The sequence below is a fragment of the Pseudomonas sp. AA-38 genome (assembly GCF_029457475.1).
Lineage (GTDB): Bacteria > Pseudomonadota > Gammaproteobacteria > Pseudomonadales > Pseudomonadaceae > Aquipseudomonas.
This window is the reverse complement of sequence record NZ_CP120359.1, coordinates 5045809-5069038: the sequence shown is the minus strand read 5'-3', so window position 1 is coordinate 5069038 and position 23230 is coordinate 5045809. Positions and strand designations below refer to the sequence as shown.

Annotated in this window: 22 protein-coding genes and 1 tRNA gene; 12 read left to right on the top strand and 11 right to left on the bottom strand. The window is 63.8% G+C overall.

The features are described from left to right. Positions 1-38: 38 nt before the first annotated feature. The 6 genes from PVE35_RS23270 to PVE35_RS23245 form a co-directional block, all read right to left on the bottom strand. Positions 39-791: an ABC transporter substrate-binding protein gene (locus PVE35_RS23270; RefSeq protein ID WP_277373128.1), complete on the bottom strand. Its 753-nt coding sequence runs from the start codon at positions 789-791 to the stop codon at positions 39-41. A 15-nt stretch (positions 792-806) separates the two neighbouring features. Then, positions 807-1580, bottom strand: a complete 774-nt coding sequence (locus PVE35_RS23265) for an ABC transporter ATP-binding protein (RefSeq protein ID WP_268179437.1) — start codon at positions 1578-1580, stop codon at positions 807-809. Between the two features lie 244 nt (positions 1581-1824). Next, positions 1825-1900: transfer RNA gene (locus tag PVE35_RS23260), tRNA-Phe, on the bottom strand. A 177-nt stretch (positions 1901-2077) separates the two neighbouring features. Further along, positions 2078-2350, bottom strand: coding sequence for an oxidative damage protection protein (locus tag PVE35_RS23255; protein WP_268179436.1), 273 nt, complete (start codon positions 2348-2350; stop codon positions 2078-2080). Continuing rightward, positions 2347-3414, bottom strand: coding sequence for an A/G-specific adenine glycosylase (mutY, locus tag PVE35_RS23250; protein ID WP_277373127.1), 1068 nt, complete (start codon positions 3412-3414; stop codon positions 2347-2349). The genes PVE35_RS23255 and mutY overlap by 4 nt, the downstream gene beginning before the upstream one ends. Beyond that, positions 3411-5636: an AsmA family protein gene (locus PVE35_RS23245; protein WP_277373126.1), complete on the bottom strand. Its 2226-nt coding sequence runs from the start codon at positions 5634-5636 to the stop codon at positions 3411-3413. The genes mutY and PVE35_RS23245 overlap by 4 nt, the downstream gene beginning before the upstream one ends. Before the next feature lie 410 nt (positions 5637-6046). Between PVE35_RS23245 and PVE35_RS23240 the strand changes: the two genes are divergently transcribed. The 8 genes from PVE35_RS23240 (at position 6047) to PVE35_RS23205 (ending at position 12818) form a co-directional block, all read left to right on the top strand. Then, positions 6047-7705 carry an OFA family MFS transporter gene (locus PVE35_RS23240; protein WP_268179433.1) on the top strand — a complete coding sequence of 553 codons (1659 nt, stop codon included), beginning with the start codon at positions 6047-6049 and terminating at the stop codon, positions 7703-7705. Positions 7706-7850: 145 nt separating this feature from the next. Further along, a complete protein-coding gene (hisB, locus tag PVE35_RS23235) occupies positions 7851-8444 on the top strand; it encodes an imidazoleglycerol-phosphate dehydratase HisB (protein ID WP_268179432.1) in 594 nt (197 codons plus the stop codon). Then, on the top strand, positions 8444-9082 hold the full coding sequence (gene hisH / locus PVE35_RS23230) for an imidazole glycerol phosphate synthase subunit HisH (protein WP_268179431.1): 639 nt from the start codon (positions 8444-8446) through the stop codon (positions 9080-9082). The genes hisB and hisH overlap by 1 nt, the downstream gene beginning before the upstream one ends. Further along, positions 9082-9339: a DUF2164 domain-containing protein gene (locus tag PVE35_RS23225; protein ID WP_268179430.1), complete on the top strand. Its 258-nt coding sequence runs from the start codon at positions 9082-9084 to the stop codon at positions 9337-9339. Before hisH ends, PVE35_RS23225 begins: the two co-directional genes overlap by 1 nt. Before the next feature lie 95 nt (positions 9340-9434). Beyond that, complete coding sequence (gene hisA / locus PVE35_RS23220) at positions 9435-10172, top strand: 1-(5-phosphoribosyl)-5-[(5-phosphoribosylamino)methylideneamino]imidazole-4-carboxamide isomerase (RefSeq protein ID WP_268179429.1); 738 nt, start codon at positions 9435-9437, stop codon at positions 10170-10172. Positions 10173-10244: 72 nt separating this feature from the next. After that, positions 10245-11015: an imidazole glycerol phosphate synthase subunit HisF gene (gene hisF / locus PVE35_RS23215; protein WP_004374000.1), complete on the top strand. Its 771-nt coding sequence runs from the start codon at positions 10245-10247 to the stop codon at positions 11013-11015. 224 nt (positions 11016-11239) lie between these two features. Beyond that, positions 11240-11989 (top strand): ABC transporter substrate-binding protein, encoded by a 750-nt coding sequence (locus tag PVE35_RS23210; protein WP_268179428.1) that lies wholly within the window; start codon positions 11240-11242, stop codon positions 11987-11989. Between the two features lie 73 nt (positions 11990-12062). Beyond that, entirely contained in the window at positions 12063-12818 is a 756-nt protein-coding gene (locus PVE35_RS23205) for an ABC transporter substrate-binding protein (RefSeq protein WP_268179427.1), read from the top strand. A 60-nt stretch (positions 12819-12878) separates the two neighbouring features. Here the strand turns inward: PVE35_RS23205 and PVE35_RS23200 are convergent, their stop codons facing one another. The 3 genes from PVE35_RS23200 to gpmI all read right to left on the bottom strand — a co-directional run bounded on the left by PVE35_RS23200 (position 12879) and on the right by gpmI (position 17192). Continuing rightward, the gene (locus PVE35_RS23200; protein ID WP_268179426.1) at positions 12879-14192 is read right to left on the bottom strand and encodes a S41 family peptidase; all 1314 of its coding nucleotides are present in this window, start codon (positions 14190-14192) and stop codon (positions 12879-12881) included. A gap of 47 nt (positions 14193-14239) precedes the next feature. Then, entirely contained in the window at positions 14240-15481 is a 1242-nt protein-coding gene (locus PVE35_RS23195) for a murein hydrolase activator EnvC (protein ID WP_277373125.1), read from the bottom strand. Positions 15482-15659: 178 nt separating this feature from the next. Then, a complete protein-coding gene (gpmI, locus tag PVE35_RS23190; RefSeq protein WP_268179424.1) occupies positions 15660-17192 on the bottom strand; it encodes a 2,3-bisphosphoglycerate-independent phosphoglycerate mutase in 1533 nt (510 codons plus the stop codon). Between the two features lie 146 nt (positions 17193-17338). On the opposite strand from gpmI, the gene PVE35_RS23185 reads away from it, so the two are divergent. Genes PVE35_RS23185 through secB form a run of 3 tightly spaced genes read left to right on the top strand, consistent with a single transcriptional unit; the run spans position 17339 to position 18522 of the window. After that, positions 17339-17752 carry a rhodanese-like domain-containing protein gene (locus PVE35_RS23185; protein WP_277373124.1) on the top strand — a complete coding sequence of 138 codons (414 nt, stop codon included), beginning with the start codon at positions 17339-17341 and terminating at the stop codon, positions 17750-17752. 1 nt (position 17753) lies between these two features. Next, entirely contained in the window at positions 17754-18014 is a 261-nt protein-coding gene (grxC, locus tag PVE35_RS23180) for a glutaredoxin 3 (RefSeq protein WP_268179422.1), read from the top strand. Between the two features lie 28 nt (positions 18015-18042). Beyond that, positions 18043-18522, top strand: a complete 480-nt coding sequence (gene secB / locus PVE35_RS23175) for a protein-export chaperone SecB (RefSeq protein ID WP_268179421.1) — start codon at positions 18043-18045, stop codon at positions 18520-18522. A 995-nt stretch (positions 18523-19517) separates the two neighbouring features. Here secB and trmL read toward each other — a convergent pair. Continuing rightward, positions 19518-19982 carry a tRNA (uridine(34)/cytosine(34)/5-carboxymethylaminomethyluridine(34)-2'-O)-methyltransferase TrmL gene (trmL, locus tag PVE35_RS23170; RefSeq protein WP_277373123.1) on the bottom strand — a complete coding sequence of 155 codons (465 nt, stop codon included), beginning with the start codon at positions 19980-19982 and terminating at the stop codon, positions 19518-19520. Between trmL and PVE35_RS23165 the strand changes: the two genes are divergently transcribed. After that, positions 19981-20424, top strand: coding sequence for a hypothetical protein (locus tag PVE35_RS23165; protein ID WP_268179419.1), 444 nt, complete (start codon positions 19981-19983; stop codon positions 20422-20424). The two genes, trmL and PVE35_RS23165, sit on opposite strands and share 2 nt — an antisense overlap. A gap of 426 nt (positions 20425-20850) precedes the next feature. On the opposite strand, the gene PVE35_RS23160 is transcribed toward PVE35_RS23165, so the two are convergent. After that, positions 20851-23229 carry a penicillin acylase family protein gene (locus PVE35_RS23160; RefSeq protein ID WP_277373121.1) on the bottom strand — a complete coding sequence of 793 codons (2379 nt, stop codon included), beginning with the start codon at positions 23227-23229 and terminating at the stop codon, positions 20851-20853. Between the last annotated feature and the right edge of the window lies 1 nt (position 23230).

Genomic DNA, 23230 nt, shown 5'->3' with positions numbered 1-23230 from the left:
CGGTGCAGGGGCGCCCCGGTTCGGGGCGCCGGGGCGCATCAATAGATGCTGAACGGGAAGTACTTGTCGTTGATCTGCTTGTAGGTGCCGTCAGCGACGATTTCCTTCAGTGCGGTGTTGAGTTTCTCGCGCAGCGGGTCGCCCTTACGCACGGCAATGCCGATCTTGTCGTTATCGAACACCGGCTCGCCCTTGAACTCGAAGTCCTTGCCGGCATCGCTCTTGAGCCATTCCCAGTTGACGAACTTGTCCGCCAGCACGCCATCGACGCGACCGGAAGCCAGATCCAGGTAGGCGTTTTCCTGGGTGTCATAGAGCTTGATATCGACGACGTCTTCGAGGTTCTCTTCCAGCCAGGTGCCGGCGATGGTCGAGCGCTGGGCGCCGATCACCTTGCCCTTGAGGCTGTCCTTGTCGGTCTTGAAGTCAGCGTCTTTCGGGGCGATGAACTGCAGCTTGTTGGTGTAGTAGGGATCGGTGAAGTCCACGGCCTGCTTGCGCTCGTCGGTGATCGACATGGAGGCGATGAGGAAGTCGAACTTCTTGGCATTGAGTGCCGGGATGATGCCGTCCCAGTCGGAGGTGACCACCTCGCACTCGGCCTTCATCTTGGCGCACAGGGCCTGGCCGATCTCGACGTCGAAGCCGGTAGCCTTGCCGCTGGCGTCGATCAGGTTGAAGGGCGGGTAGGCGCCTTCGGTGCCGATCTTCAGCTTGTCGGCAGCGATGGCCTGGGTGCCGAAGGCCAGGGTAGCGGCCGCAGCCAGCAGGATCTTCTTGTAACTGTGCATGGGGTTTGCTCCGTGTTAGCGATTGCTGGACATGAATTGTTTACAGCGAGCCGATAGCGGGTTGTCGAACACCTGGGCCGGTGGCCCCTGTTCCTCGACCAGACCCTGATGCAGGAACACCACTTCGCTGGATACCTGGCGAGCGAAGTTCATCTCGTGGGTCACCAGCAGCATGGTGCGCCCTTCATCGGCAAGCGCGCGGATCACGTTAAGCACTTCTTGTACCATCTCCGGGTCGAGGGCCGAAGTGGGCTCGTCGAACAGGATGACCTTGGGCTGCATGGCCAGGGTGCGCGCGATGGCCGCGCGTTGTTGCTGACCACCGGAAAGCTGGTTGGGGTAGACGTGGCGCTTGTCGGCGATGCCGACCTTGGCCAGCAGCGCTTCGGCCACTTCGATGGCCTCGGCCTTGCTCTGGCCGAGCACGCGGCGCGGTGCCTCGATGATGTTGTCGAGCACACTCATGTGCGGCCACAGATTGAAGTTTTGGAAGACGAAGCCGATCTCGCTGCGCAGGCGGTTGATCTGCTGATTGTCGGCGGCCACCAGCTCGCCGTTCTTCGCGGCCTTGAGCTTGAGCTCCTCACCGGCGACGAAGATCTGCCCTTCGTGCGGGTTCTCCAGCAGGTTGATGCAGCGCAGGAAGGTGGACTTGCCGGAGCCAGAGGAGCCGAGGATGGAGATGACGTCGCCGTCTTTGGCTGTCAGGGAAATGCCCTTGAGCACTTCGAGGTCGCCGTAGCGTTTGTGCAGGTTGCGAATGTCCAGCGCGGGCGTCGCCTCGGCCATGGGGTGGAATCCTCTTCTTCTTCGATAGCGCTCCGGCGGGCTGCAGACCGTCCTGGCAGGCGGCCAAGCTAGCATAGCGGTTTCGTGACCGCCAAGCCGTTTGCCGGCCTGAAGGCGGGTCCGTGCCCAGGGTGTCGCCTGGTTGCAGCAGCTTGTCGCGCAGGCGAAAAATGACGCGCGATTATTGTCGGAGCAGAAAGCAAAAAGCCCCAGCGCATGGCTGAGGCTTCTTGTAATCAATCAGTGGTGCCCAGGGACGGAATCGAACCGCCGACACGGGGATTTTCAATCCCCTGCTCTACCAACTGAGCTACCTGGGCCAACGGGGCGCTATTAGACGGATTTGACGGATCAGTGTCAAGCGCGGGTTTGAAAAATATTTAATTATTTCGGGCGCTTAGGTTAATGGCGGTAGGGTGCGCCGTGCGCACCGCTATCGAGAGCCTGGCGGCTGGTGCGCATGGCGCACCCTACCCGAAGCCGTCCCATGGTTGCCCTTACTCGCTCGGCGGTACGTAGCCTTCGGCCTGGGCGTATTCCTCACCGGAAAGGAACTTGTCCATCTCCACCTGGAGGAACTTGCGATCCTCGGCGTTCATCATGTTCAGGCGGCGTTCGTTGATCAGCATGGTCTGGTGTTTCTGCCACTCGTCCCAGGCCTGCTTGGAAACGTTATTGAAGATGTCTTCGCCCTTGGGGCCGGGGTAGGGCGCGCGATCCAGGCCGGGCAGTTCCTGTTTGTATTTGCGGCACTGTACGGTGCGGGTCATGTCGATTCTCCAGCGGTAATGGCTTGCGCCGCGCGTTTCAGTAGCTTCTTCACCGGGGCGGCGAGACCCAGGCGCGGCGGGGTGGCGAGGTTATACCAGAGCCAGTCGGCCTCGGCCACGCGGCCGGGCTGCTCGGTGGCCTCGATCAGCCAGGGTTCGATGGCTAGCTGGAAGTGGCTGAAGGTGTGGGTCAGGCCTTCCAGTTCGCGGCGTTTGCCGAGGCTTAACCGCTGCTGCCCGGCGAGGTCGTCGAGCTGGGCCAGGTCGTCCAGCTCCGGCAGGCTCCACAGCCCGCCCCACAGGCCGGTGGCCGGGCGGCGATAGAGCAGGATGTCGCCCGCCTGGTTGACCAGCAGCGGCATCAGGGTGCGCTTCTGCGGCAGTGCCTTGCGCGGCTTGGGCACCGGGTAGCGAATCTCCAGGCCGAGCAGGTGCGCCTGGCAGCCACTGCGCACCGGGCACAGCAGGCAGGTGGGTTTGCTGCGGGTGCAGAGGGTGGCGCCGAGATCCATCATCGCCTGGGTGTAGTGGCCGACGCGCTCGTGCGGGGTGAGGCGCTCGGCTACGTCCCAGAGTTGCTTGGCCACCTTGGGCTCGCCTGGGTAGCCCTCTTGCGCCACGTAGCGCGCCAGCACGCGTTTGACGTTGCCGTCGAGGATCGGCGCACGCAGGCCCATGCTCAGGCTGGCGATGGCGCCGGCCGTGGAGCGGCCGATGCCGGGCAGCTCGCTGAGGGCTTCGACGCTGCGGGGGAATTCGCCGCCGTGCTCGCGCATGACGATCTGCGCGGTTTTCTGCAGGTTGCGTGCGCGAGTGTAGTAGCCCAGGCCTGTCCATAGATGCAGCACTTCGTCCTCGGGCGCCTCGGCCAGGTCGCGCACTGTGGGGAGCGCGGCCATAAAGCGGTCGAAGTAGCCGAGCACGGTGCTGACCTGGGTCTGCTGCAGCATGATTTCCGAAACCCAGACGCGGTAGGGGGTGATGTTCTGCTGCCAGGGCAGATCCTTGCGCCCGTGCTGGTCGTACCAGGCCAGCACGGCGCTGTTGAACTGCTCCGGGCTCATCGGTTGAACAGGCCCTTGAGTGCGTCTTTCAGTTCCGGGCTGACCTTGTCGCCGAGCTTCTCTTCCAGCTTCTCGGTCAGCTTGTTGCCGGCCAGGCGTGCGGCGATCTTGCCGAGACCGTCCTGATCCAGGCGGCAGGCCTTGGCGCCCATTTCCAGTGGGCCACGGCAGCGCAGCGGCCATTCGATGCCGACATAGCGCTCGTTGACCTGGCAGGCAGGGTCGGGCATTTCCCGCTGGTCGCCCTCGATGGTGATGCCCACCTTGTAGTCCAGGCCGAGCACGCGCAGGTCGAGGTCGCCATCGCCGCTGACCGCCAGGCCCGGTATCTGTGCGGCCAGATCCGGGTTGTGCGCCACGCCATCGCGCACGCTGAGGCTGCCCTTGAGTTCGCGGAAGGGGGTGTCTTTGCCACTCGGCGGGTTGCTCAGGGTCTTGCGGTTGAGGGTGGCGATGCCACGGCACAGTTGCTGTTCGAGGTTGGCGCCGACCAGCACGCCATCGTTGAGGACGAAGCTGGCATTGCCGTTGAGCGCCTCGATCCAGGCTTTCTGGCTGTTGCCGCGGGTGTTGAACTTGGCGTCCAGATCCAGCAGCCCGCGGATGGGCGAGGGTTGATCCTCCTTCTTGAGGAAGGGTTCCACGGGGATGCGGCTGAGCCGCTTCTCGACACTGATCATCGGCTCGGCCTGGCGCACGTCGATGCGCCCGCTGCCGCTGAAGCTGCCGCCCTGCAGTTTGCCGCGCACGTCTTCCAGGGTGATCAGGCCGCCACGGCCATTGGCCTTGAGGGTCACGTCGGTGAAGGGCTGCTGGTCGAAGGTGAGCTGGCCGAGGCTCAGCGCAAGCTGCAGATCGAGGCTGCGCAGGCGCTCGATAGGCAGCACTTTCTCGTCGCTCCAGGCCTGCTGGGTCGGGGCGTTGGGCAGCGGCGTGGTGCCGCTGGAACCGGCATCGGCGATGCTGGCCTTGACCTCCGACTGGCGCGCGGCGGCGGCGCTGTCCTTGCTCTTGGGTGGCAGGTAGCGGTCGAGGTCGAGCTTGTCGCCCTTGAGATCGGCGCGCAGCGCCTGTTTGGCGAAGTCGGCCACGCCCAGGCTGCCGCTGTAGCTGCTGCCGTCGAGCTTGAGGTCGAGGTTTTCCAGCATCAGCCCCTTGCTCGAGCCGTTGAGACGGCTGACCAGCTCGAACTGGCTGAGGCTGCCTGCATCACGCATGGGCGGCAGTTCGACGCCGATGCCATCGAGGAATTCGCGCAGGTTGAGTGCGGCGATGGACAGGCCGCCGGCGAGCTTGGCGTCCTTATCCAGCTCTCGCACCTTGAGCTCGCCCAGGGCGCGCAATTGGTTGGCGGACAGCTTGAGGCCGTTCCATTCGGCGATATTGGCGGCCTGGTCGAGCAGCAACTGCCCCTGGGCGGAGAAGTTCAGGGTCTTGCCATTGAGTGGCTCGCCCGAGGCTTCGCCGGCCAGCTTGAGATCTTCGAGCTGGTAGCGCTTGAGGGCACGGTCGAAGCGCAGCGAGCCTTCCAGTTCGCTGCGCGCACGCAGCACCGGCTGGTTGGTGCCGAAGAAGGCGCTGAGCTTGAGCGGGATGCTGGCGCCTTCGCGGATAGCACCGGTCTTCAGTTCGATGTTCTCCACGGTGAATTGCTGGCCTTTCTGCGCATCGTCGTAGTCGATGCGCGAGTTGCTCAGGGTCAGGCTGTCGATATCCAGTTTCAGCGGTTGCGCGGTGGATTTGCCCGGTTCAGTGCCGGGCTCGGTGTCCGCCACCGGCGGCTGCTCGGCCGGGGGCTGTTCGCTGCCGTCGGTCTTGGCCGGGCGGCCGACGCCTTCCCAGTTGCCATGGCCCTTGGCGTCGCGCTGCAGGTTGAGGTTGAGGCCGTCGACGCGGATATCGCTCATCTGCACTTCCTTGCGCAGCAGCGGCAGTACACGTACCGACAGGCCGATCATGCGCAGGTCGGCGAAGGGCTTGTCCGGGGTGTCGGCGCTGGCCAGGGTGGCGTCGGTGAGTTCCAGGCCGAGCCAGGGGAACAGGCTCCAGCCGATGTCGCCCTTGAGTTGCAGGTCGAGATTGGCCTTGTCGTGAGCGATCTGGCGAATCTCATCCTTGTAGTCGTTGGGGTCGAACAGGTGGGTCAGGGCGAACAGCAGCGCCACTATGATCAGCAGCAATCCGAGAAGGAAGAGGCCGAGGATCTTGCCAAGCGCTTTCATGGACGAGTCCTTGTTTCGATGGCTGGAATGAAAGGGCGCCCAGTATAACGTCAAGCGCCGTCGCGATAGGTTCGGTTGGCCTGTGGCCGTGCCACAGCCTGGCCACAGAGAGAACCGGCAGGGGGTTGGATCGGGAAGAGGATGAGCGGTTCCTTGTTCGAGGAGTCTGCACTCGAACCTGGGCAACCTTGATTGCACCTGGCCGTAATGGCCTTTGAATCGATGGCCTCTATCATGCAATAGAGGCTGTCTTTTGTGATTTGCCGAAAACTCGGAAAAAAAGCAAAAAAAAGCAAAAAGATCATTCTTATGCGACGTTTTGTCGCGGCTCGGTGCTACTCTCTGCAAACTTTGGCGCCAGGCTGCTGTCGCGTGCGCCTTTGTCTGCAACCATAAATAGAGACTCTGCTATGACTGACGCCCTTGCATTGAACGGCGTTGCGGCGAAGCCTGCATTCCTCTCCAAGGAACGCATCATCGCGCGCCCCGGCTTCAACCGTTGGCTGGTTCCGCCAGCCGCGCTCGCTATTCACCTGTGTATCGGTATGGCCTATGGCTTCTCGGTGTTCTGGCTGCCGCTGTCCAAGGCTGTGGGTATCACCGCCGCCACGGCCTGCGCCCCGGAAATGGGCTTCTTCGAGCAGATATTCGCCAGCAACTGCGACTGGCAGATTTCCATGCTCGGCTGGGTTTACACCCTGTTCTTCGTCTTCCTCGGCTGCTCGGCTGCCATCTGGGGTGGCTGGCTGGAGCATGCCGGCCCGCGCAAGGCCGGCATGGTATCGGCGCTGTGCTGGTGTGGCGGTCTGCTGATTTCCGCGCTGGGCGTCTACACCCATCAGATCTGGCTGCTGTGGCTGGGCTCGGGGGTGATCGGCGGTATCGGCCTGGGCCTGGGCTACATCTCGCCGGTGTCCACCCTGATCAAATGGTTCCCGGACAAGCGCGGCATGGCCACCGGCATGGCGATCATGGGCTTCGGCGGCGGTGCCATGGTCGGTGCGCCGCTGGCAGCGATGCTGATGAACCACTTCGCTACCCCGGATAGCGTCGGCGTGTGGCAGAGCTTCGTGGTCATGGCGGTGATCTACTTCATCTTCATGATGGGCGGTGCACTGGCTTATCGCGTGCCGCCGACCGGCTGGAAGCCGGCAGGCTGGGCTGCGCCAGAGGCCAAGGCCAACAACGCGATGATCACCAAGGGTCATGTGCACGTCGATACCGCGCTGAAAACGCCGCAGTTCTGGCTGGTCTGGGCCGTACTGTGCCTGAACGTATCGGCGGGCATCGGCATCATCGGCATGGCTTCGCCGCTGCTGCAGGAAGTCTTCGCCGGCAAGCTGATCGGTGTCGACCTGAGCTTCAACCAGCTCGACGCGGCTCAGCTCGCGCAAATCGCCGCGATCGCGGCGGGCTTCACCGGCCTGCTCAGCCTGTTCAACATCGGCGGCCGCTTCTTCTGGGCCTCCTGCTCGGACTTCATCGGCCGCAAGGGCACCTACTTCGTGTTCTTCGGCCTGGGTCTGGCGCTCTACGCTTCGGTGCCAATGCTCGGTCATCTGGGCAGCCTGGCGCTGTTCGTGCTGGCCTTCTGCATCATCCTGTCGATGTACGGCGGTGGCTTCGCCACCGTGCCGGCCTACCTGGCCGACCTGTTCGGCACGCAGATGGTCGGGGCCATCCACGGTCGTCTGCTGACTGCCTGGGCGGTAGCCGGTGTGCTCGGCCCGGTGCTGGTCAACTACCTGCGCGAGTACCAGTTGAGTATCGGTGTGGAGAAGGCCGCAGCCTACGACATCACCCTGTACATCCTCGCTGGCCTGCTGGTGCTGGGCTTCATCTGCAACGCCCTGGTGCGCCCGGTTGCGCCCAAGTACTTCATGAGCGAGGCCGAGCTGGCCGCCGAGCGTGCCCATGGCGAGAAATCCACCCCGGCAGCGGGCGCGCTGGAGTGGTCGGCCGATCCGTCGAGCAAGCCGCTGGTCATCGCCGCCTGGCTGGTGGTGGGCATTCCGCTGGCCTGGGGTGTATGGATCACCCTGCAGAAGACCGTCGTACTGTTCCAGTAACGCCGCGTTTGCCGAAAAGCCCGTGCAGGCTCCGCGCCTGCACGGGCTTTTTCATTCTGGCCGTCCGACCATCGCCGGTAGCCGTTGCGGCCGCGGCACGCCTATAATGCTGGCCTTTTTCCGTTGGCAATTCGTGGAGCTGGTGATGGCCGAACGTACGGCATCCGTCGAGCGCAACACCCTGGAAACCCAGGTCAAGGTCTCTATCAATCTGGATGGTACTGGCAAGGCCAACTTCGACATTGGCGTGCCCTTCCTCGAGCACATGCTCGACCAGATCGCCCGCCATGGCCTGATCGACCTCGACATCCACTGCAAGGGTGACCTGCATATCGACGACCACCATACCGTCGAAGACGTCGGCATCACCCTTGGCCAGGCTTTCGCCAAGGCCGTCGGCGACAAGAAGGGCATGACCCGCTACGGCCACTCCTACGTGCCGCTGGACGAGGCGCTGTCGCGCGTGGTGATCGACTTTTCCGGTCGCCCCGGCCTGCAGATGCACGTGCCGTTCACTCGCGCCGTGGTCGGTGGCTTCGATGTCGACCTGTTCCAGGAGTTCTTCCAGGGCTTCGTCAACCACGCCCAGGTCAGCCTGCACATCGACAACCTGCGTGGGCACAACACCCACCACCAGATCGAGACCGTGTTCAAGGCCTTCGGCCGTGCCCTGCGCATGGCGGTGGAACTCGACCCGCGCATGGCCGGGCAGATGCCGTCGACCAAGGGAAGCCTCTGATGCAGACCGTAGCCGTCATCGACTATGGCATGGGCAACCTGCACTCGGTGGCCAAGGCGCTGGAGCACGTCGGCGCCGGCCGCGTGCTGGTGACCGCGGACGCCAAGGTGATCCGCGAGGCGGATCGGGTGGTGTTCCCCGGCGTCGGCGCGATCCGCGACTGCATGGCCGAGATCAAACGCCTGGGCTTCGACGAGCTGGTGCGTGAAGTCAGCGCCGACCGCCCGTTCCTCGGCATCTGCGTCGGCATGCAGGCGCTGCTCGAGCGCAGCGAGGAAAACGACGGCGTCGACTGCATCGGCCTGTTCCCCGGCCAGGTGCGCTTCTTCGGCAAGGATCTGGCCGAGGACGGCGAACGCCTCAAGGTGCCGCACATGGGCTGGAACGAAGTGGCGCAGGCGGTGAAGCACCCGCTGTGGCACGACATCCCCGATCATGCGCGCTTCTATTTCGTGCACAGCTATTACATCGAGGCCGGCAAGCCGCAGCAGGTGGTCGGTCGTGGTCACTACGGCAAGGACTTCGCCGCCGCGCTGGCCGAAGGCTCGCGCTTCGCCGTGCAGTTCCATCCGGAGAAGAGCCACAGCCACGGCCTGCAGTTGCTGCAGAACTTCATCGCCTGGGACGGCCGCTGGTAATGGCCCGCGCCAAGGTGCCGAGCCTGGCGCTGGAGCCTGCCCAGGAGCAGGCCGCATTGCTGCTGTTGCAGCGTTTTCTCGATGAGCGTTTCGAGCTGCAGCTAGGCACCTTCGAGGTGCAGGAAGTGCTCGACCTGATCACCCGCGAATTGGCACCACACTACTACAACAAGGCGATTCTCGATGTGCAGGCGCACCTGAAAGACAGGTTCGAGAGCATCGAGAGCGACCTCTGGGCACTCGAAAAAGGTAGCTGAAAGCGACAAGCCGCAAGCTGCAAGAGAAACGAATGCGCCTGCCTGCAGCTCGAGGCTTGCAGCTTGCCGCTCTTTTTGACGTTAGGAAAAAAGACATGCTGATTATCCCCGCTATCGATCTCAAGGACGGCGCTTGCGTGCGTCTGCGCCAGGGCCGCATGGAAGACTCCACGGTGTTCTCCGATGACCCGGTGAGCATGGCTGCCAAGTGGGTCGAGGGTGGCTGCCGTCGTCTGCACCTGGTCGATCTGAACGGCGCCTTCGAGGGGCAGCCGGTCAATGGTGAAGTGGTCACCGCCATCGCCAAGCGTTATCCGACCCTGCCGATCCAGATCGGCGGCGGCATACGCACCCTGGAAACCATCGAGCACTACGTGCGCGCTGGCGTCAGCTACGTGATCATCGGCACCAAGGCAGTGAAGGAGCCCGAGTTCGTCAGCGAGGCGTGCAAGGCCTTTCCCGGCAAGGTGATCGTCGGCCTGGATGCCAAGGACGGTTTCGTCGCCACCGATGGCTGGGCCGAGGTGTCCAGCGTGCAGGCCACCGACCTGGCCAGGCGCTTCGAGGCCGATGGCGTGTCGGCCATCGTTTATACCGACATTGCCAAAGACGGCATGATGCAGGGCTGCAACGTCGAAGCCACCGCCGCGCTGGCCGCTGCCAGCCGCATTCCGGTGATCGCCTCCGGCGGCATCCACAACCTCGGCGATATCGAGAAGCTGCTGCTGGCGCGTGCGCCCGGCATCATCGGCGCCATCACCGGCCGTGCTATCTACGAAGGCACCCTCGACGTGGCCGAGGCGCAGAGCTTCTGCGATAGCTTCAAAGGTTAATGAGTAGGGTGCGCAGTGCGCACCGCTGACGGTTTATCGGTGCGCGCGGCGCACCCTACGAGAGAAGTCGACATGGCACTGGCTAAACGCATCATCCCCTGCCTCGACGTGGACAATGGCCGCGTGGTCAAGGGCGTCAAGTTCGAGAATATCCGCGATGCCGGCGATCCGGTGGAGATCGCTCGTCGCTACGATGAGCAGGGCGCCGACGAGATCACCTTCCTCGACATCACCGCCAGCGTCGATGGCCGTGACACTACCCTGCATACCGTCGAGCGCATGGCCAGCCAGGTGTTCATCCCGCTCACCGTCGGTGGCGGCGTGCGCACTGTACAGGACATCCGCAACCTGCTCAATGCCGGCGCCGACAAGGTATCGATCAACACCGCTGCGGTGTTCAACCCCGAGTTCGTTGGTGAGGCCGCTGCACGTTTCGGCTCGCAGTGCATCGTCGTCGCCATCGACGCCAAGCGCGTCTCCGCGCCGGGCGAGCCGGGCCGCTGGGAAATCTTCACCCATGGCGGGCGCAAACCCACCGGCCTGGATGCCGTGGAGTGGGCACGCAAGATGGAAGGTCTGGGCGCCGGTGAAATTCTGCTGACCAGCATGGATCAGGACGGCGTGAAGAGCGGCTACGACCTCGGCGTGACCCGCGCCATCAGCGAGGCCGTGCGCGTGCCGGTGATCGCCTCCGGTGGTGTCGGCAACCTGCAGCACCTGGCCGACGGCATTCTCGAAGGCAAGGCCGATGCGGTGCTGGCCGCGAGCATCTTCCACTTCGGCGAATACACCGTGCCGGAAGCCAAGGCCTACCTGGCCAGTCGCGGTATCGTGGTGCGCTGATCGCAGCGCTGCCAGGGGCGGGCAGGGCGCCCCTGGCCACTCGCTCCCTGCGCTTCTCCTATTCCCGGGGCTAATGGCCCTGGTGCAGAACTTGCTACTGTGAACTTCGTCACGTAGTGGCACATTCGTCCAGATGATGGCAGCAGACGGCTATCGATCACTGTGCCGAGGCCGGTATGGGGGTTATCCTCGCGCGGTCTGCTTTGCTGAATACGAGAAATACCATGTTGAAACGCATGTTGATGTTGCTGGGAAGCACGCTTGTGGTGCTGGCCAGCAGTGTGCGCGCCGAGTTGAGCGAACCTGTGGTGCTGCTGACCGAGAATTTCCCGCCCTACAACATGGCCACCAATGGCAAGAATTTCGCGCATGAGGAAAACATCGAAGGCATTGCCGTGGATGTCGTCAGGGAAATGTTCAAGCGGGCGGAGGTGCCCTACAGTCTGACCCTGCGCTTTCCCTGGGATCGCATCTACAAGCTGGCGCTGGAAAAGCCGGGCTATGGCGTATTCGTCGCGGCGCGTCTGCCCGAGCGTGAACAGCTCTTCAAGTGGGTCGGGCCCATCGGCCCGGACGACTGGGTGATGCTGGCCAAGGGCGATAGCGATATGAAGCTCGACAGCCTGGAACAGGCCAGCCAGTACCGGATCGGTGCCTACAAGGGCGATGCCATTTCCGAGTACCTGAGCGAGCACGGGGTCGAGCACAGCACCTCGCTGCGCGACCAGGAAAATGCGCGCAAGCTGATGACCGGGCAGATCGACCTGTGGGCCACGGGCGATCCCGCTGGGCGCTACCTGGCCAGGCAGGAGGGCGTCAGCGGTTTGAAGGTGGTGCTGCGTTTCAACAGTGCCGAACTTTATCTGGCATTGAACCGGGAAACCCCGGATGAGCTGGTGAAGCGCCTGCAGGCCGCTCTGGAACAGATGCGTGCCGAAGGTGTGCTGGACGAGATACAGAGAAACTACATGTGAGTGCGCCGTGCGGGAGCGGGTGCTCTCGGCGGTGGGCCGATCCTATCGATATGAAGTCTGGGGAGTCGCTCTTATGCTGAAGAAACTGAGTCAACGTCTGCTGTTTGTCCTGTGCCTCGGCGCCGGTATCGCCCATGCGGAACTGCCGCAGGATTACAAGGTGATCCTGCTGACCGAGAATTTCCCGCCGTTCAACATGGCGATCGATGACAAGAACTTCGCCCGTGACGACTCGATCGATGGCATCAGTGCCGATATCGTCCGTGAGATGTTCAAGCGCGCCGGCATCAACTACACCCTGACCCTGCGCTTTCCCTGGGATCGCCTGTATCGCCTGACCCTGGACAAGCCCAACTACGGCCTGTTCTCCACCACCTACACCGAGGAGCGCAAGCCGCTGTTCAAGTGGGTTGGCCCCATCGCCAAGACCGGCTGGGTGCTGCTCGCGGCGCCGGGTAGCGACATCAAGGTGTCGAGCCTGAAGGAGGCGGCCAAGTATCGTATCGGTGCCTACAAGAACGACGCCGTCAGCCAGAATCTGGAAAGCCAGGGCCTGGCGCCGATCAACGCCCTGCGTGACCAGGAGAACGTGAAGAAGCTGGTGCGCGGGCAGATCGACCTGTGGGCCACCACCGACCCGGTAGGCCGCTACCTGGCCAAGCAGGAAGACGTTACCGGCCTCAATACCGTGTTGCGTTTCAAGGATGCCGAGCTGTACCTGGCCCTGAACAAGGATACTCCCGACGAGGTGGTGCAGCGGCTGCAGCAGGCGCTGGACGCCATGCGCGCTGAGGGCTACATCGACGAAGTGACCAACAACTACTTGTAACGGCTGCGCAATGAAAAAGCCCGGACTGCATGTCCGGGCTTTTTCATTGCGCGTCTGGCCTCACTCGTCGCGGGTGACGTTCAACCCCTTGAGCAGGTTCAGCGCCTGGCTCAGTTGATAGTCGTCATCCTGCGGGCGCTCTTTGCGAGAGGCCTGCGCGGCCTTGCTCGGGCGGTCGGCGCCGCCATTGCCATTGCCCAGGTGGCCGAGCAGATCGGCTTCCTTGATGCCTTCGGGATCCTGCTCACGGGTGACCTTGGCGCGCTCCACCTCGATGTCCGGAACGATGCCCTGCGCCTGGATCGAGCGGCCGTTGGGGGTGAAGTACAGCGCTGTAGTCAGCTTCAACGCGCGGTCGTTGTTCAGCGGCAGCACGGTTTGCACCGAGCCCTTGCCGAAGCTGTCGGTGCCCATCAGCACGGCGCGTTTGTGATCCTGCAAGGCACCGGCGACGATTTCCGAGGCCGAGGCGCTGCCGCCGTTGATCAATACCACCAGAGGCACGCCCTCGCTGGCATCGGCCGGATCGGCGTTGAAGCGCAACTCGGAGTTGGCCAGGCGCCCTTCGGTGTAGACGATCAGGCCGCTCTTGAGGAAGTGGTCGGCCACTTCCACCGCCGCCTGCAGCACGCCGCCCGGGTTGTTGCGCAGATCCATCACCAGGCCGCGCAGCTTCTTGTTGCCGTTTTCCTTGCGCAGCTTGGTCAGCGCCTTGCCCACTTCCTCGCCAGTGTTGACCTGGAACTGCGAGATCCGCAGGTAGCCGTAACCATCTTCCAGCAACTGGCTCTTGACGCTGCGCACCTTGATCACCGCGCGGGTCAGGGTGATGTCGAATGGGCGACCGCCATCGCGCACCAGGGTCAGCTCGATCTCGCTGCCGGCCTTGCCGCGCATCTTGTCCACGGCTTCCATCATCGACAGGCCCTTGGTCGGCTGGCCGTCGATCTTGATGATCAGGTCACCTGGCTGGATGCCGGCTTTCGAGGCCGGAGTATCGTCGATCGGCGACACCACCTTGACGAAGCCATCCTCCATGCCCACTTCGATGCCCAGGCCACCGAATTCGCCGCTGGTGCTTTCCTGCAGCTCGGCGAAGGCGTCTGGCTCCAGATAGGCCGAATGCGGGTCCAGGTTGCTGAGCATGCCCTTGATGGCATTCTCCAGCAGGGTCTTGTCGCTGACCGGCTCGACATAGGCGGCCTTGATGCGATCCATCACCTCGGCGAAGGTGCGCAGCTCATCCAGTGGCAGTGGCGCCGCCTTGCTGCTCGCCGCTGGCGCGGGGGCAGGCTCGGCAGCCTGCAGGGCGGGAGCGCCGAGCAACAGACCAAGGGCCAGAGCCAGGCAGGTGGGGCGGAAGCGATGGGGCATGAAGACAACTCCTAAGTGGATGAGGCGCCACCAGGCAGCAAGCCTGGTTATCCCTGCGCGCGGCACCATTGTGCCGGATCACTCGGGCGACCGTTCTGGCGGATGGCGAAATACAGTGCCGGGGTAGCCTGGCCGCCGCTGGTTCCGACCGTGGAAATGGCTTCGCCCGCCTTGACCAGGTCACCGGCTCGCTTGAGCAGGCTCTGATTATGGCCGTACAGGCTCAGATAGCCGTTACCATGGTCGAGAATGACTAACAGACCGGCGCCGCGCAACCAGTCTGCGAAAACCACGCGTCCCCCGTGCACGGCGCGCACCTGGCTGCCCGCCTGCGCGCCGATCAGGACGCCATCCCACTTAGTACGAGCATCATCGCCGCGTGGGGTTCCGTAGCGAGCTACCAATCGGCCATCGACGGGCCAGGGCAACTTGCCCCGTGCGCTGGCAAAAGGCCCGCCATAGATGGCCCCGGAGCTGACCAGGGGGCCGCTGGCAGCGGGCTTGCCGCTACTGCTGGGGCGGGCTTCGCGGGCGGCCAGCTCGCGCTTGCGCGCCTCTTCCGCTTCGCGCGCCTGGCGCGCCAGGGTTTCTTCGATGGTCTTGAGCACGCGGCCCAGCTCGGCTTGCTCCTGCTGGCGGGCCTTGAGGCGCTTGTCACGGCTGGAAAATTCGCTATTGAGCTTGGCCAGGGCCTGCTGGCGTTCCTTGCGCGCCTCGGCGAGCTGGGCATGGCGCTGATCCAGCTCGGCCTTCTGCGCCTGCAGTTGGGCCTGGTGATTGCTGATTTCCTGTTCGACGTTGGCCAGTTGGCGCAGGGTCTCGTTGAATGCCGAGAGTTGCTCCAGGCGCGCATGGCTCAGGTAGTCATAGTAGGTGAGGGTGCGCGAGAACTTTTCCGGATTCTGCTGGTTGAGCAGCAGCTTGAGGTATTCCTGGCGGCCGCTCTGATAGGCGGCGCGGGCCTGAATGGCGATCAGCCGTTGTTGTTCACTGCGTGCGCTCTGGAGTTTTTTTTTCTCCTGATCCAGGCGCTGGATTTCCGTCTCGCTGCTGTCGAGCTCACGCTTCAGCTCGTTGACCTGCTTCTGCAGGTCGCCCATCTCGGTTTCAGTCTTCTTCAACTGTTGCTGAACGCCGGATTTCTCCTGCTGCAGTTTCTCCAGCATCTTCTTCAGCTCGGTGACGTCCTGACGCGCCGCTTCTAGCTGGCGCTGGGTATCGGCACGCTGATCGGCCATGGCCGGAGCGAGCAGGCTGCTGAGTAGAACGAAGATGAGGACACGACGCATGGAGTGAGCGACACCTGAGACGGGGCGGCAATGGCGCTTAGTATGCCTAAAAAAGCAGCGGCAAGCTGCAAGCCACAAGCGGCAAGAAGAGCGAAAACGACGGGTAGCCCGGATGCAATCCGGGAGCGGACTCCCCGGATTGCATCCGGGCTACGATTCTCGTGGCCTGAAGCTGCTCTTATTGCAGCTCGACGATGGGCTTGCCGGTCATTTCGCTCGGTTGCGGCAGGCCCATCAGTTTGAGCAGGGTGGGCGCCACGTCGGCCAGCACGCCGCCTTCGCGGATGCGCGCCGGGCGCTTGCCGACGTAGATGAACGGCACTGGCTCGCAGGTATGGGCGGTGTGCGCCTGGCCGGTGCACTCGTCTTCCATCTGCTCGACGTTGCCGTGGTCGGCGGTGATCAGCGCCTCGCCGCCCACCTTTTCCAGCGCCTCGGTGATGCGCCCGACGCAGGTATCGAGGGTTTCCACGGCCTTGACTGCAGCCTCGAACACGCCGGTGTGACCGACCATGTCGCCGTTGGCGTAGTTGACGATGATCACGTCATAACGCTGGTTCTCGATGGCGTCGACTATCTTGTCGGTGACTTCCGGGGCACTCATTTCCGGCTTGAGGTCGTAGGTGGCGACGTTCGGCGATGGAATCAGGATGCGCTCCTCGCCCTCGAACGGCTCTTCGCGACCACCGGAGAAGAAAAAGGTGACGTGGGCGTATTTCTCGGTCTCGGCGATGCGTAGCTGGGTCTTGCCGTTCTTCGCCAGGTACTCGCCGAGCACGTTGGTCAGCGCTTCCGGGGCGAAGGCCGCCGGTGCCGGTATGCTCGCCGCGTACTGGGTGAGCATGACGAAGCTGACCTGTGGCGCACGCTTGCGCTCGAATTCCTTGAAACCGGGCTCGACGAAGGCGCGGGTCAGTTCGCGGGCACGGTCGGCGCGGAAGTTCATGAATACCACGGCGTCGCCGTCCTCGACCCGTACCGGCTCACCGATGCTGGTGGCCTTGACGAACTCGTCGCTCTCGCCACGCTCGTAGGCAGCCTGCAGGCCCTCCACGGCTGAGGCAGCCTTGAACTGGCCAGCGCCGTCGACGATCAGGTGGTAGGCCTGTTCGACGCGATCCCAGCGGTTGTCGCGATCCATGGCGAAGTAGCGGCCGGTGAGGCTGGCGATACGGCCCTTGCCGAGGCGGGCGAAGGTGGCGTCAAGCAGTTCGATGGAGGGTTGCGCGCTCTTCGGCGGGGTGTCGCGGCCATCGAGGAAGGCGTGCAGGTAGATCTTCTCGGCGCCGCGTTTGGCGGCCAGTTCGGCCATGGCGACGATGTGATCCTGGTGGCTGTGCACGCCACCATCGGAGAGCAGGCCGAGGATGTGCACGGCCTTGCCGGCAGCCACGGCCTTGTCCACGGCCTGGTTGATCGTGGCGTTGTCGAAGAATTCGCCGTCGCGGATCGCCTTGGTCACGCGGGTGAAGTCCTGGTACACCACGCGCCCGGCACCGAGGTTCATGTGACCGACTTCGGAGTTGCCCATCTGCCCGTCCGGCAGGCCGACATCCATGCCGCTGCCGGAGATCAGGCCGTGTGGGTAGGTGGCGCGCAGGCGATCGTAGACCGGTGTGTTGGCCGCATAAATGGCGTTGTATTCGGGTTTGTCGCTGTGACCGAAGCCGTCGAGGATGATCAGAACCAAGGGTTTGGGCGTGGCGCTCATTTAGCTGGCTCGCTCTGGGTCGATTGGCGGAAGACAAGGCCGGGCATTCTACGGTCAAGCGCCTGGCACGTCACTGCCGGACGGGGTTTGGCCGACCTGTGGGGCTGTGTATACTGGCCGGCATTTTACCGTCCTGGGTCTTATAGATGTTCGCCAACCTGATTGAGTTCGTCACCAACCACTACGTATTGGCCGGAACCTTCGTGGTTCTGCTGGTGCTGCTGATCGTCACCGAAATGCGCAAGGGCGGGCAGAGCCTGTCCACTCGCGAGCTGACCGCGCTGGTCAACAGCGACCAGGGCGTGGTACTCGACGTGCGTTCGCAGAAGGATTTCTCCGCCGGGCATATCGTCGATTCGCTGCACATTCCCTACGAGAAGGTGAACGCGCGTATCGCCGAGCTGGAAAAGCACAAGGCCAAGACCATCATCATCGTCGATGCCATGGGCCAGCAGGCCGGCAGCATCGCGCGCGAGCTGAAGAAAGCCGGTTTCACCGCTGCCAAACTCTCCGGTGGCATCGCCACCTGGCGTGGTGACAACCTGCCGCTGGTGAAGTGACATGGCCCAGGTGGTCATCTACTCCAGCGACTGGTGCCCCTTCTGCGTACGGGCCAAGCAACTGCTGGCCAGCAAAGGGGTGGATTACGAGGAGATTCGCGTCGATGGCCAGCCGGCCGTGCGCGCGGAGATGACCCGCAAGGCCGGGCGCACCTCGGTACCGCAAATCTGGATCGGCAGCACCCACGTGGGTGGCTGTGACGACCTCTATGCCCTGGAGCGCGCCGGCAAGCTCGACGCCCTGCTGCAGAGCCCCGCTTGAAACCTCAACGTTAAGGAAGGCCAACGCCATGACCGAGCAAGCCAACAGCGGCGCCGCCGCCGAGCAGACCCCTCAGTTCTCCCTGCAGCGCATCTACGTCAAGGATCTGTCCTTCGAGGCGCCGAAGAGCCCGGAAATCTTCCGTCAGGAGTGGACGCCGAGCGTCGGTCTGGATCTCAACACCCGCCAGAAGGCCCTGGAAGGTGACTTCCACGAAGTGGTGCTGACGCTGTCGGTGACCGTGAAGAACGGTGAAGAAGTCGCCTTCATCGCCGAAGTGCAGCAGGCTGGTATCTTCCTGATCAAGGGCCTCGATGGCGCCTCCATGAGCCACACCCTCGGCGCCTTCTGCCCGAACATCCTGTTCCCTTATGCCCGTGAAGCACTGGACAGCCTGGTGACCCGCGGCTCCTTCCCGGCGCTGATGCTGTCGCCGGTGAACTTCGATGCTCTGTACGCCCAGGAGCTGCAGCGCATGCAGCAGGCTGGCGAGACCACTGTTCAGTAAGAGCATGTTGGTTGAGTGAGAAAGCGCCCTTCGGGGCGCTTTTTGCGTTTTGTGGCGTCATGCTGGACTGGCAAGTTTTGTGTGGGGTGTTGGCTTGTTGGTTGTTCGGGTGTTTGTTCCGAATTGCCGCGTTTTTGCTGATGTCTTTGGTTTCGCCCTCCCGGGCGAGTCACTTTTGCGGGCAAAAGTAACCAAAACCCTCCGCCCGATCATCCGGCCCTCGCTGCGCGAGGGTTCGCTCACTCCATCGCCGCTCCAGAGGCCCGCCACGGTGGGCCATCCCTGGCCCATCGTGGCTCTCGCGACATCCATGTCGCTCGACCTCTTCCACGACGATTCCGTTCGCCCTCCTGGGCGGGCTCTGCACGCGCCTGAACCTGCGGTAACCCAGAATTAGCATGGAGTGCTTGAACATGGGTCAGCCTTAGGGCGGACTCAGGAGCGCCAGCGAACAGTCCGCCGGGCCATGCCGAGTTCGGCACTACGGCTCACGCCCAATACTTCCACCAACGGCGTACTGCTTCGCGAGTACGCCCTACGCGAATGAAAGTTTTGGTTTAACACGACGACCCAGCCGCGACCTCACAACCACTAGAACACGCCGCGCAGACCCTGAAATGCCAGTTCGTTCAGGCGCGCGAATGGCCCCTTTAGGAGGGTGAGTGGAATCGTTGCGTAGAGGGGCGAACGGCATGGATGCCGTGAGAGGCTTAAAGGGCCAGGGACGGCCCTTGTAAGCCGACCCTCGGAGCAGCGATGGAGCGAACGAACCCCGGCGCAGCCGGGGCCGGATGGCGGGGCCAAGCCTTTTTGCTTTCTTTTGTGGCGTTTGACAAAAGAAAGTCGCCGGGGGGCGAAACGGGAGATATCAGCAGAACGCCGATAAGCAGCTTGAACACCGAAAATAACAGCAGATCCACACGAAATTGCCAGTCCGGTGCCCGAACTGCCTTCCACGAAAATCCACGAAGAACCTTACTCGTCCGTCTGTAGCCTCAGTCCGCTTCGGCGAAGCCATTCTGCCGCCAGGCCTCGTAAACGGTCACCGCCACGGTATTGGACAGATTCAGGCTGCGGCAACCCGCGCGCATCGGCAGGCGTACGCGCCGTTCGGGTGGCAGCGCGTTGCGCACGTCCTCCGGTAGGCCACGGCTCTCCGGGCCGAATAGGAAAGCATCACCAGGTTGGTAGGCGATATCGTGGAACGGCTGCGAGCCCTTGGTAGTGAAGGCGAACAGGCGTGGTTGGCCGAGGCTGTCGAGGCAGCTCTGCAGATCCGCGTGGCGCTTGAGCGTGGCGTATTCGTGATAATCCAGGCCGGCGCGGCGCAGGCGCTTGTCGTCCAGCTCGAAGCCCAATGGCTCGATCAGGTGCAACTGGCAGCCGCTGTTGGCGCACAGCCTGATAATGTTGCCGGTATTGGGCGGAATTTCCGGTTGAAACAGGATGACGTGAAACATGCAGCACTCCGAGCACTGGGACGGGCGCCATTCTACGCCGCCGGAGGATCCGCGGCCGCGTTTGCGCTGGCGTTTCGTGGCTTCGATCATGCTCATCGCCTTTCTTGTCGGCGTGATGATCGGCCGGGTGTTCGACCCGCCGCGCCTGCGCGTCGAGGCTGCCGAGCCCTGGGAGCAGGGGCTGCAGCTCTGGTTCAACCGGGCGCCAGAGGCACAGGCCGAGCCGGTCGACGGTGCGCTGAGATATCGCTTCGAGGATGCCTATGGGCGGGTGCGGGAAGGGCAGTTGAAGCTGCCCCTGGGCCTGGTGAACTGGCGCATCGAGCGCGACGGTCGGGATCTGCTGCTGGTGCTGGTGTCGACTCGCCCGCTGAGCGGGGAGTGGCGTGGTAGTGAGGTGGATGGACGTTGGCGCGTGCAACTGACGCTGCGCCCCGAATAAAGAGGGGGATTCCCCGGCCTGCCTGTACCAAGGTCCCCGAAATGGGTGGCGCCTGGCCCGTCGGGCGGGTTGCGGCGCACTGCACGTGACGCTGAGGTCACGGCGAATAAAGAGGGGATTCCCCGGCCTGCCTGTACCAAGGTCCCCGAAACGGGTGGCGCCTGGCCCATCGAGTGGGTTGCGGCGCGCGGCATGTGACGTAGAGGTCACGTCGAATAAAGAGGGGGATTCCCCGGCCTGCCTGTACCAAGGTCCCCGAAACTGGGCTTGCCTTAGCCTATGCAGGGCGTGTGCCAATTTCGTGACCGAAGCGAGAAAGCCCGATCTGGCGGGCTTCAGAGCGCCCTGGCAAAGGACTGGCCGGGGCGTGGGGATGATGGCGGTGCACCAGAGAGCGGCATGCTGCTCTCTGGTGCACCATGCTGCTCAACGCGGTAGCAGCTCGAGGGTGCCCTGGGTATGGCTCGCTATGTCCGCTTCGCTCAGATGCTGTGGCCGATAGAGGCCAAGCACATGGCCAGCGGCCTGGTCGGCGTAGTGTGCGTCGAACGGCACGCCGCTCTGGCCGACCGGATTACCGCCCAGTGCCTGGCTCGCGTCAGCCAGGTCGATCAGGCGCCGCGTCGAGGGGCCATAGACCACCTGCCAGGGCGCCGGGCCGATCCTGTGCGAGAGGTTGTCCGGCACCTCGTGGCTACCCGGGGCGGCGAAGGGGCCGACGTTGAGCAGGCGACCGAGCAAGGGCTGCTGGCCCAGCGGATGGGCGTGGGTCAGGGTATGGACGCGGCCCCATTGCCAGCTTTGCGAATCATCCCCGAACTGCTCGCGCAGGTGTGACAGGCTGGCGCGCCAGGCCTCGGCGACGATCTGCGCGCGAGTTGCCGTGCCGCTGCCGTCCTTGCGTTGCCACCAGGGCGAATCCGCATCGGCGGTCAGGCGTGGCAAGGCGATATCGAGTGATCGGCTTTGCAGCAGGCTGTCGAAGAAGGCTTCGCCCAGTTCGTCGGCCATGGCTTCGTGGGCCAGTTGATAGAGCAACTGGTTGAACAGCGTCGCGGTGACCGAATCCAGCGGGTGCTCGCCATTCCATTCGGCCAGCCGCTGCACCAGAGCCTGTTCCTGCTCGCCCTGGGCGGCGTTGCGCAGCTCGTCGAGGATCGGCGCCAGCACGCGCCTGGGGTAGCCGGTACCCGTATCGAGCTGCAAGGCCTGGCTGTTGCGCACATCCCATTTCACCGAGGCGTCGCTCAGGCGCTGGTTCAGGCGCTGGCCACGGTCGGGCAGGTTGTAGTAGCCGGGAATCTCGATGCCGCTGGCCGGCACCGGCTGGTAGTTGGCCGAGACGATATAGCCACGTGCCGGATTCTCTTCCTGCGGGTTGGCACTGAAAGGCTGCCAGCCGAGCTTGTCTGCCTCGCTGCTGGCACCGTCGAGGATGAAGGTCGGGTTGACGCCAGCCGGGCGCAGCGGCAGCTTGGCCGCCGCCCACCAGCCGATATCGCCGGCAGCATTGGCCCAGATCACGTTGAGGCCGGGTGCCTCGATCTTCTCGACGGCGGCGCGGGCCTTGTCCAGGGTGTCGGCGCGATCCAGCTGGTAGAAGGCATCGAGCAAGGGGTTGTCGGTTTCGAGGAAGGCCCACCACATGGCGATGGGGGGGCTGCCGCTGCTCTGGCCGAGGGTGTCGTTGACGATAGGGCCATGGGGCGAACGGCGCAGGGTGATCTGCACCGGCTCGGCGCCCTTGACCTGAATGCTTTCCGTGCGTTGCTCGAGGTCGACCCAGCGGCCCTGATACCAGACCTGGTTAGGGTTGTCCGGGTTGACCCGCTCGGCGATCAAATCGAGGTCGTCGTTCTGGAACATGGTCAGGCTCCAGGCGAAGTCACGGTTGTGACCGAGCATGGCGCTGGGGATCAGGGCGTGGTGGTAGCCGTACAGCTCGTAACTGGGCGCTTGCAGGTGCGCTTCGTACCACACCGCTGGCAGGGAGAAGCGGATGTGTGGATCGCCCGCCAGTAGCGGTTTGCCGCTGGCGGTGCGGCTGCCGGAAACGGCCCAGGCGTTGCTGCCCTCGAATTGCGGCAGGCCGCTGCCGGCCAGCGCGGCATCGCTGAGCTGGGCGAGGGCGGCCAGATCCTGCCAGTCGCCAGCAGCCAGGGGCGTGCCGAGTACGCCCTCGGGGTGCCAGTCGAGGTCGAAGACCTTGAGGTAGTCGGCGCCGAGCTGGTCGCGGATATGCGTCATCAGGGGCTCGGTACGCAGCGCGGCGGCGAAGCTGTAGGCCATGTAGCCGGCGACGCTGAGGGTGTCGGCGACGCTGAAGGGGCGCGGTTCGATGCCCAACAGGTCGAACTCCACCGGCAGCGGGCGGCTGGCCTGGTACTGGTTGATGCCGTCCAGGTAGCTCTGCAGGGCACGCACGGACGGGCTGCTGGCATCCAGCTGGGCGGCACGGGCGTCAGCGTGGCGACCGATCTCCAGAGTGCGGAACAGGCGATCGGTGGGCAGCAGCTTTTCTCCCAGCACCTGGGCCAGCTCGCCGCGCGCCAGGCGCCTGAGCAATTCCATCTGGAACAGGCGATCCTGGGCGTGCACGAAACCCAGGGCACGGTAGAGGTCGTCCTGATTCTGTGCCTTGAGATGCGGTACGCCGCGCTCGTCGTAGCGCACCGTCACGGGTGCATGCAGGCCTGCCAGGGCCAGTTCGCCGTCACGTTGCGGTTGTTTGCCATGCAGATACCAGCCAGCGCCGGCGGCACCAATGGCAACGATCAGGGCCAGGGCGGTGAGGGTACGTTTCATC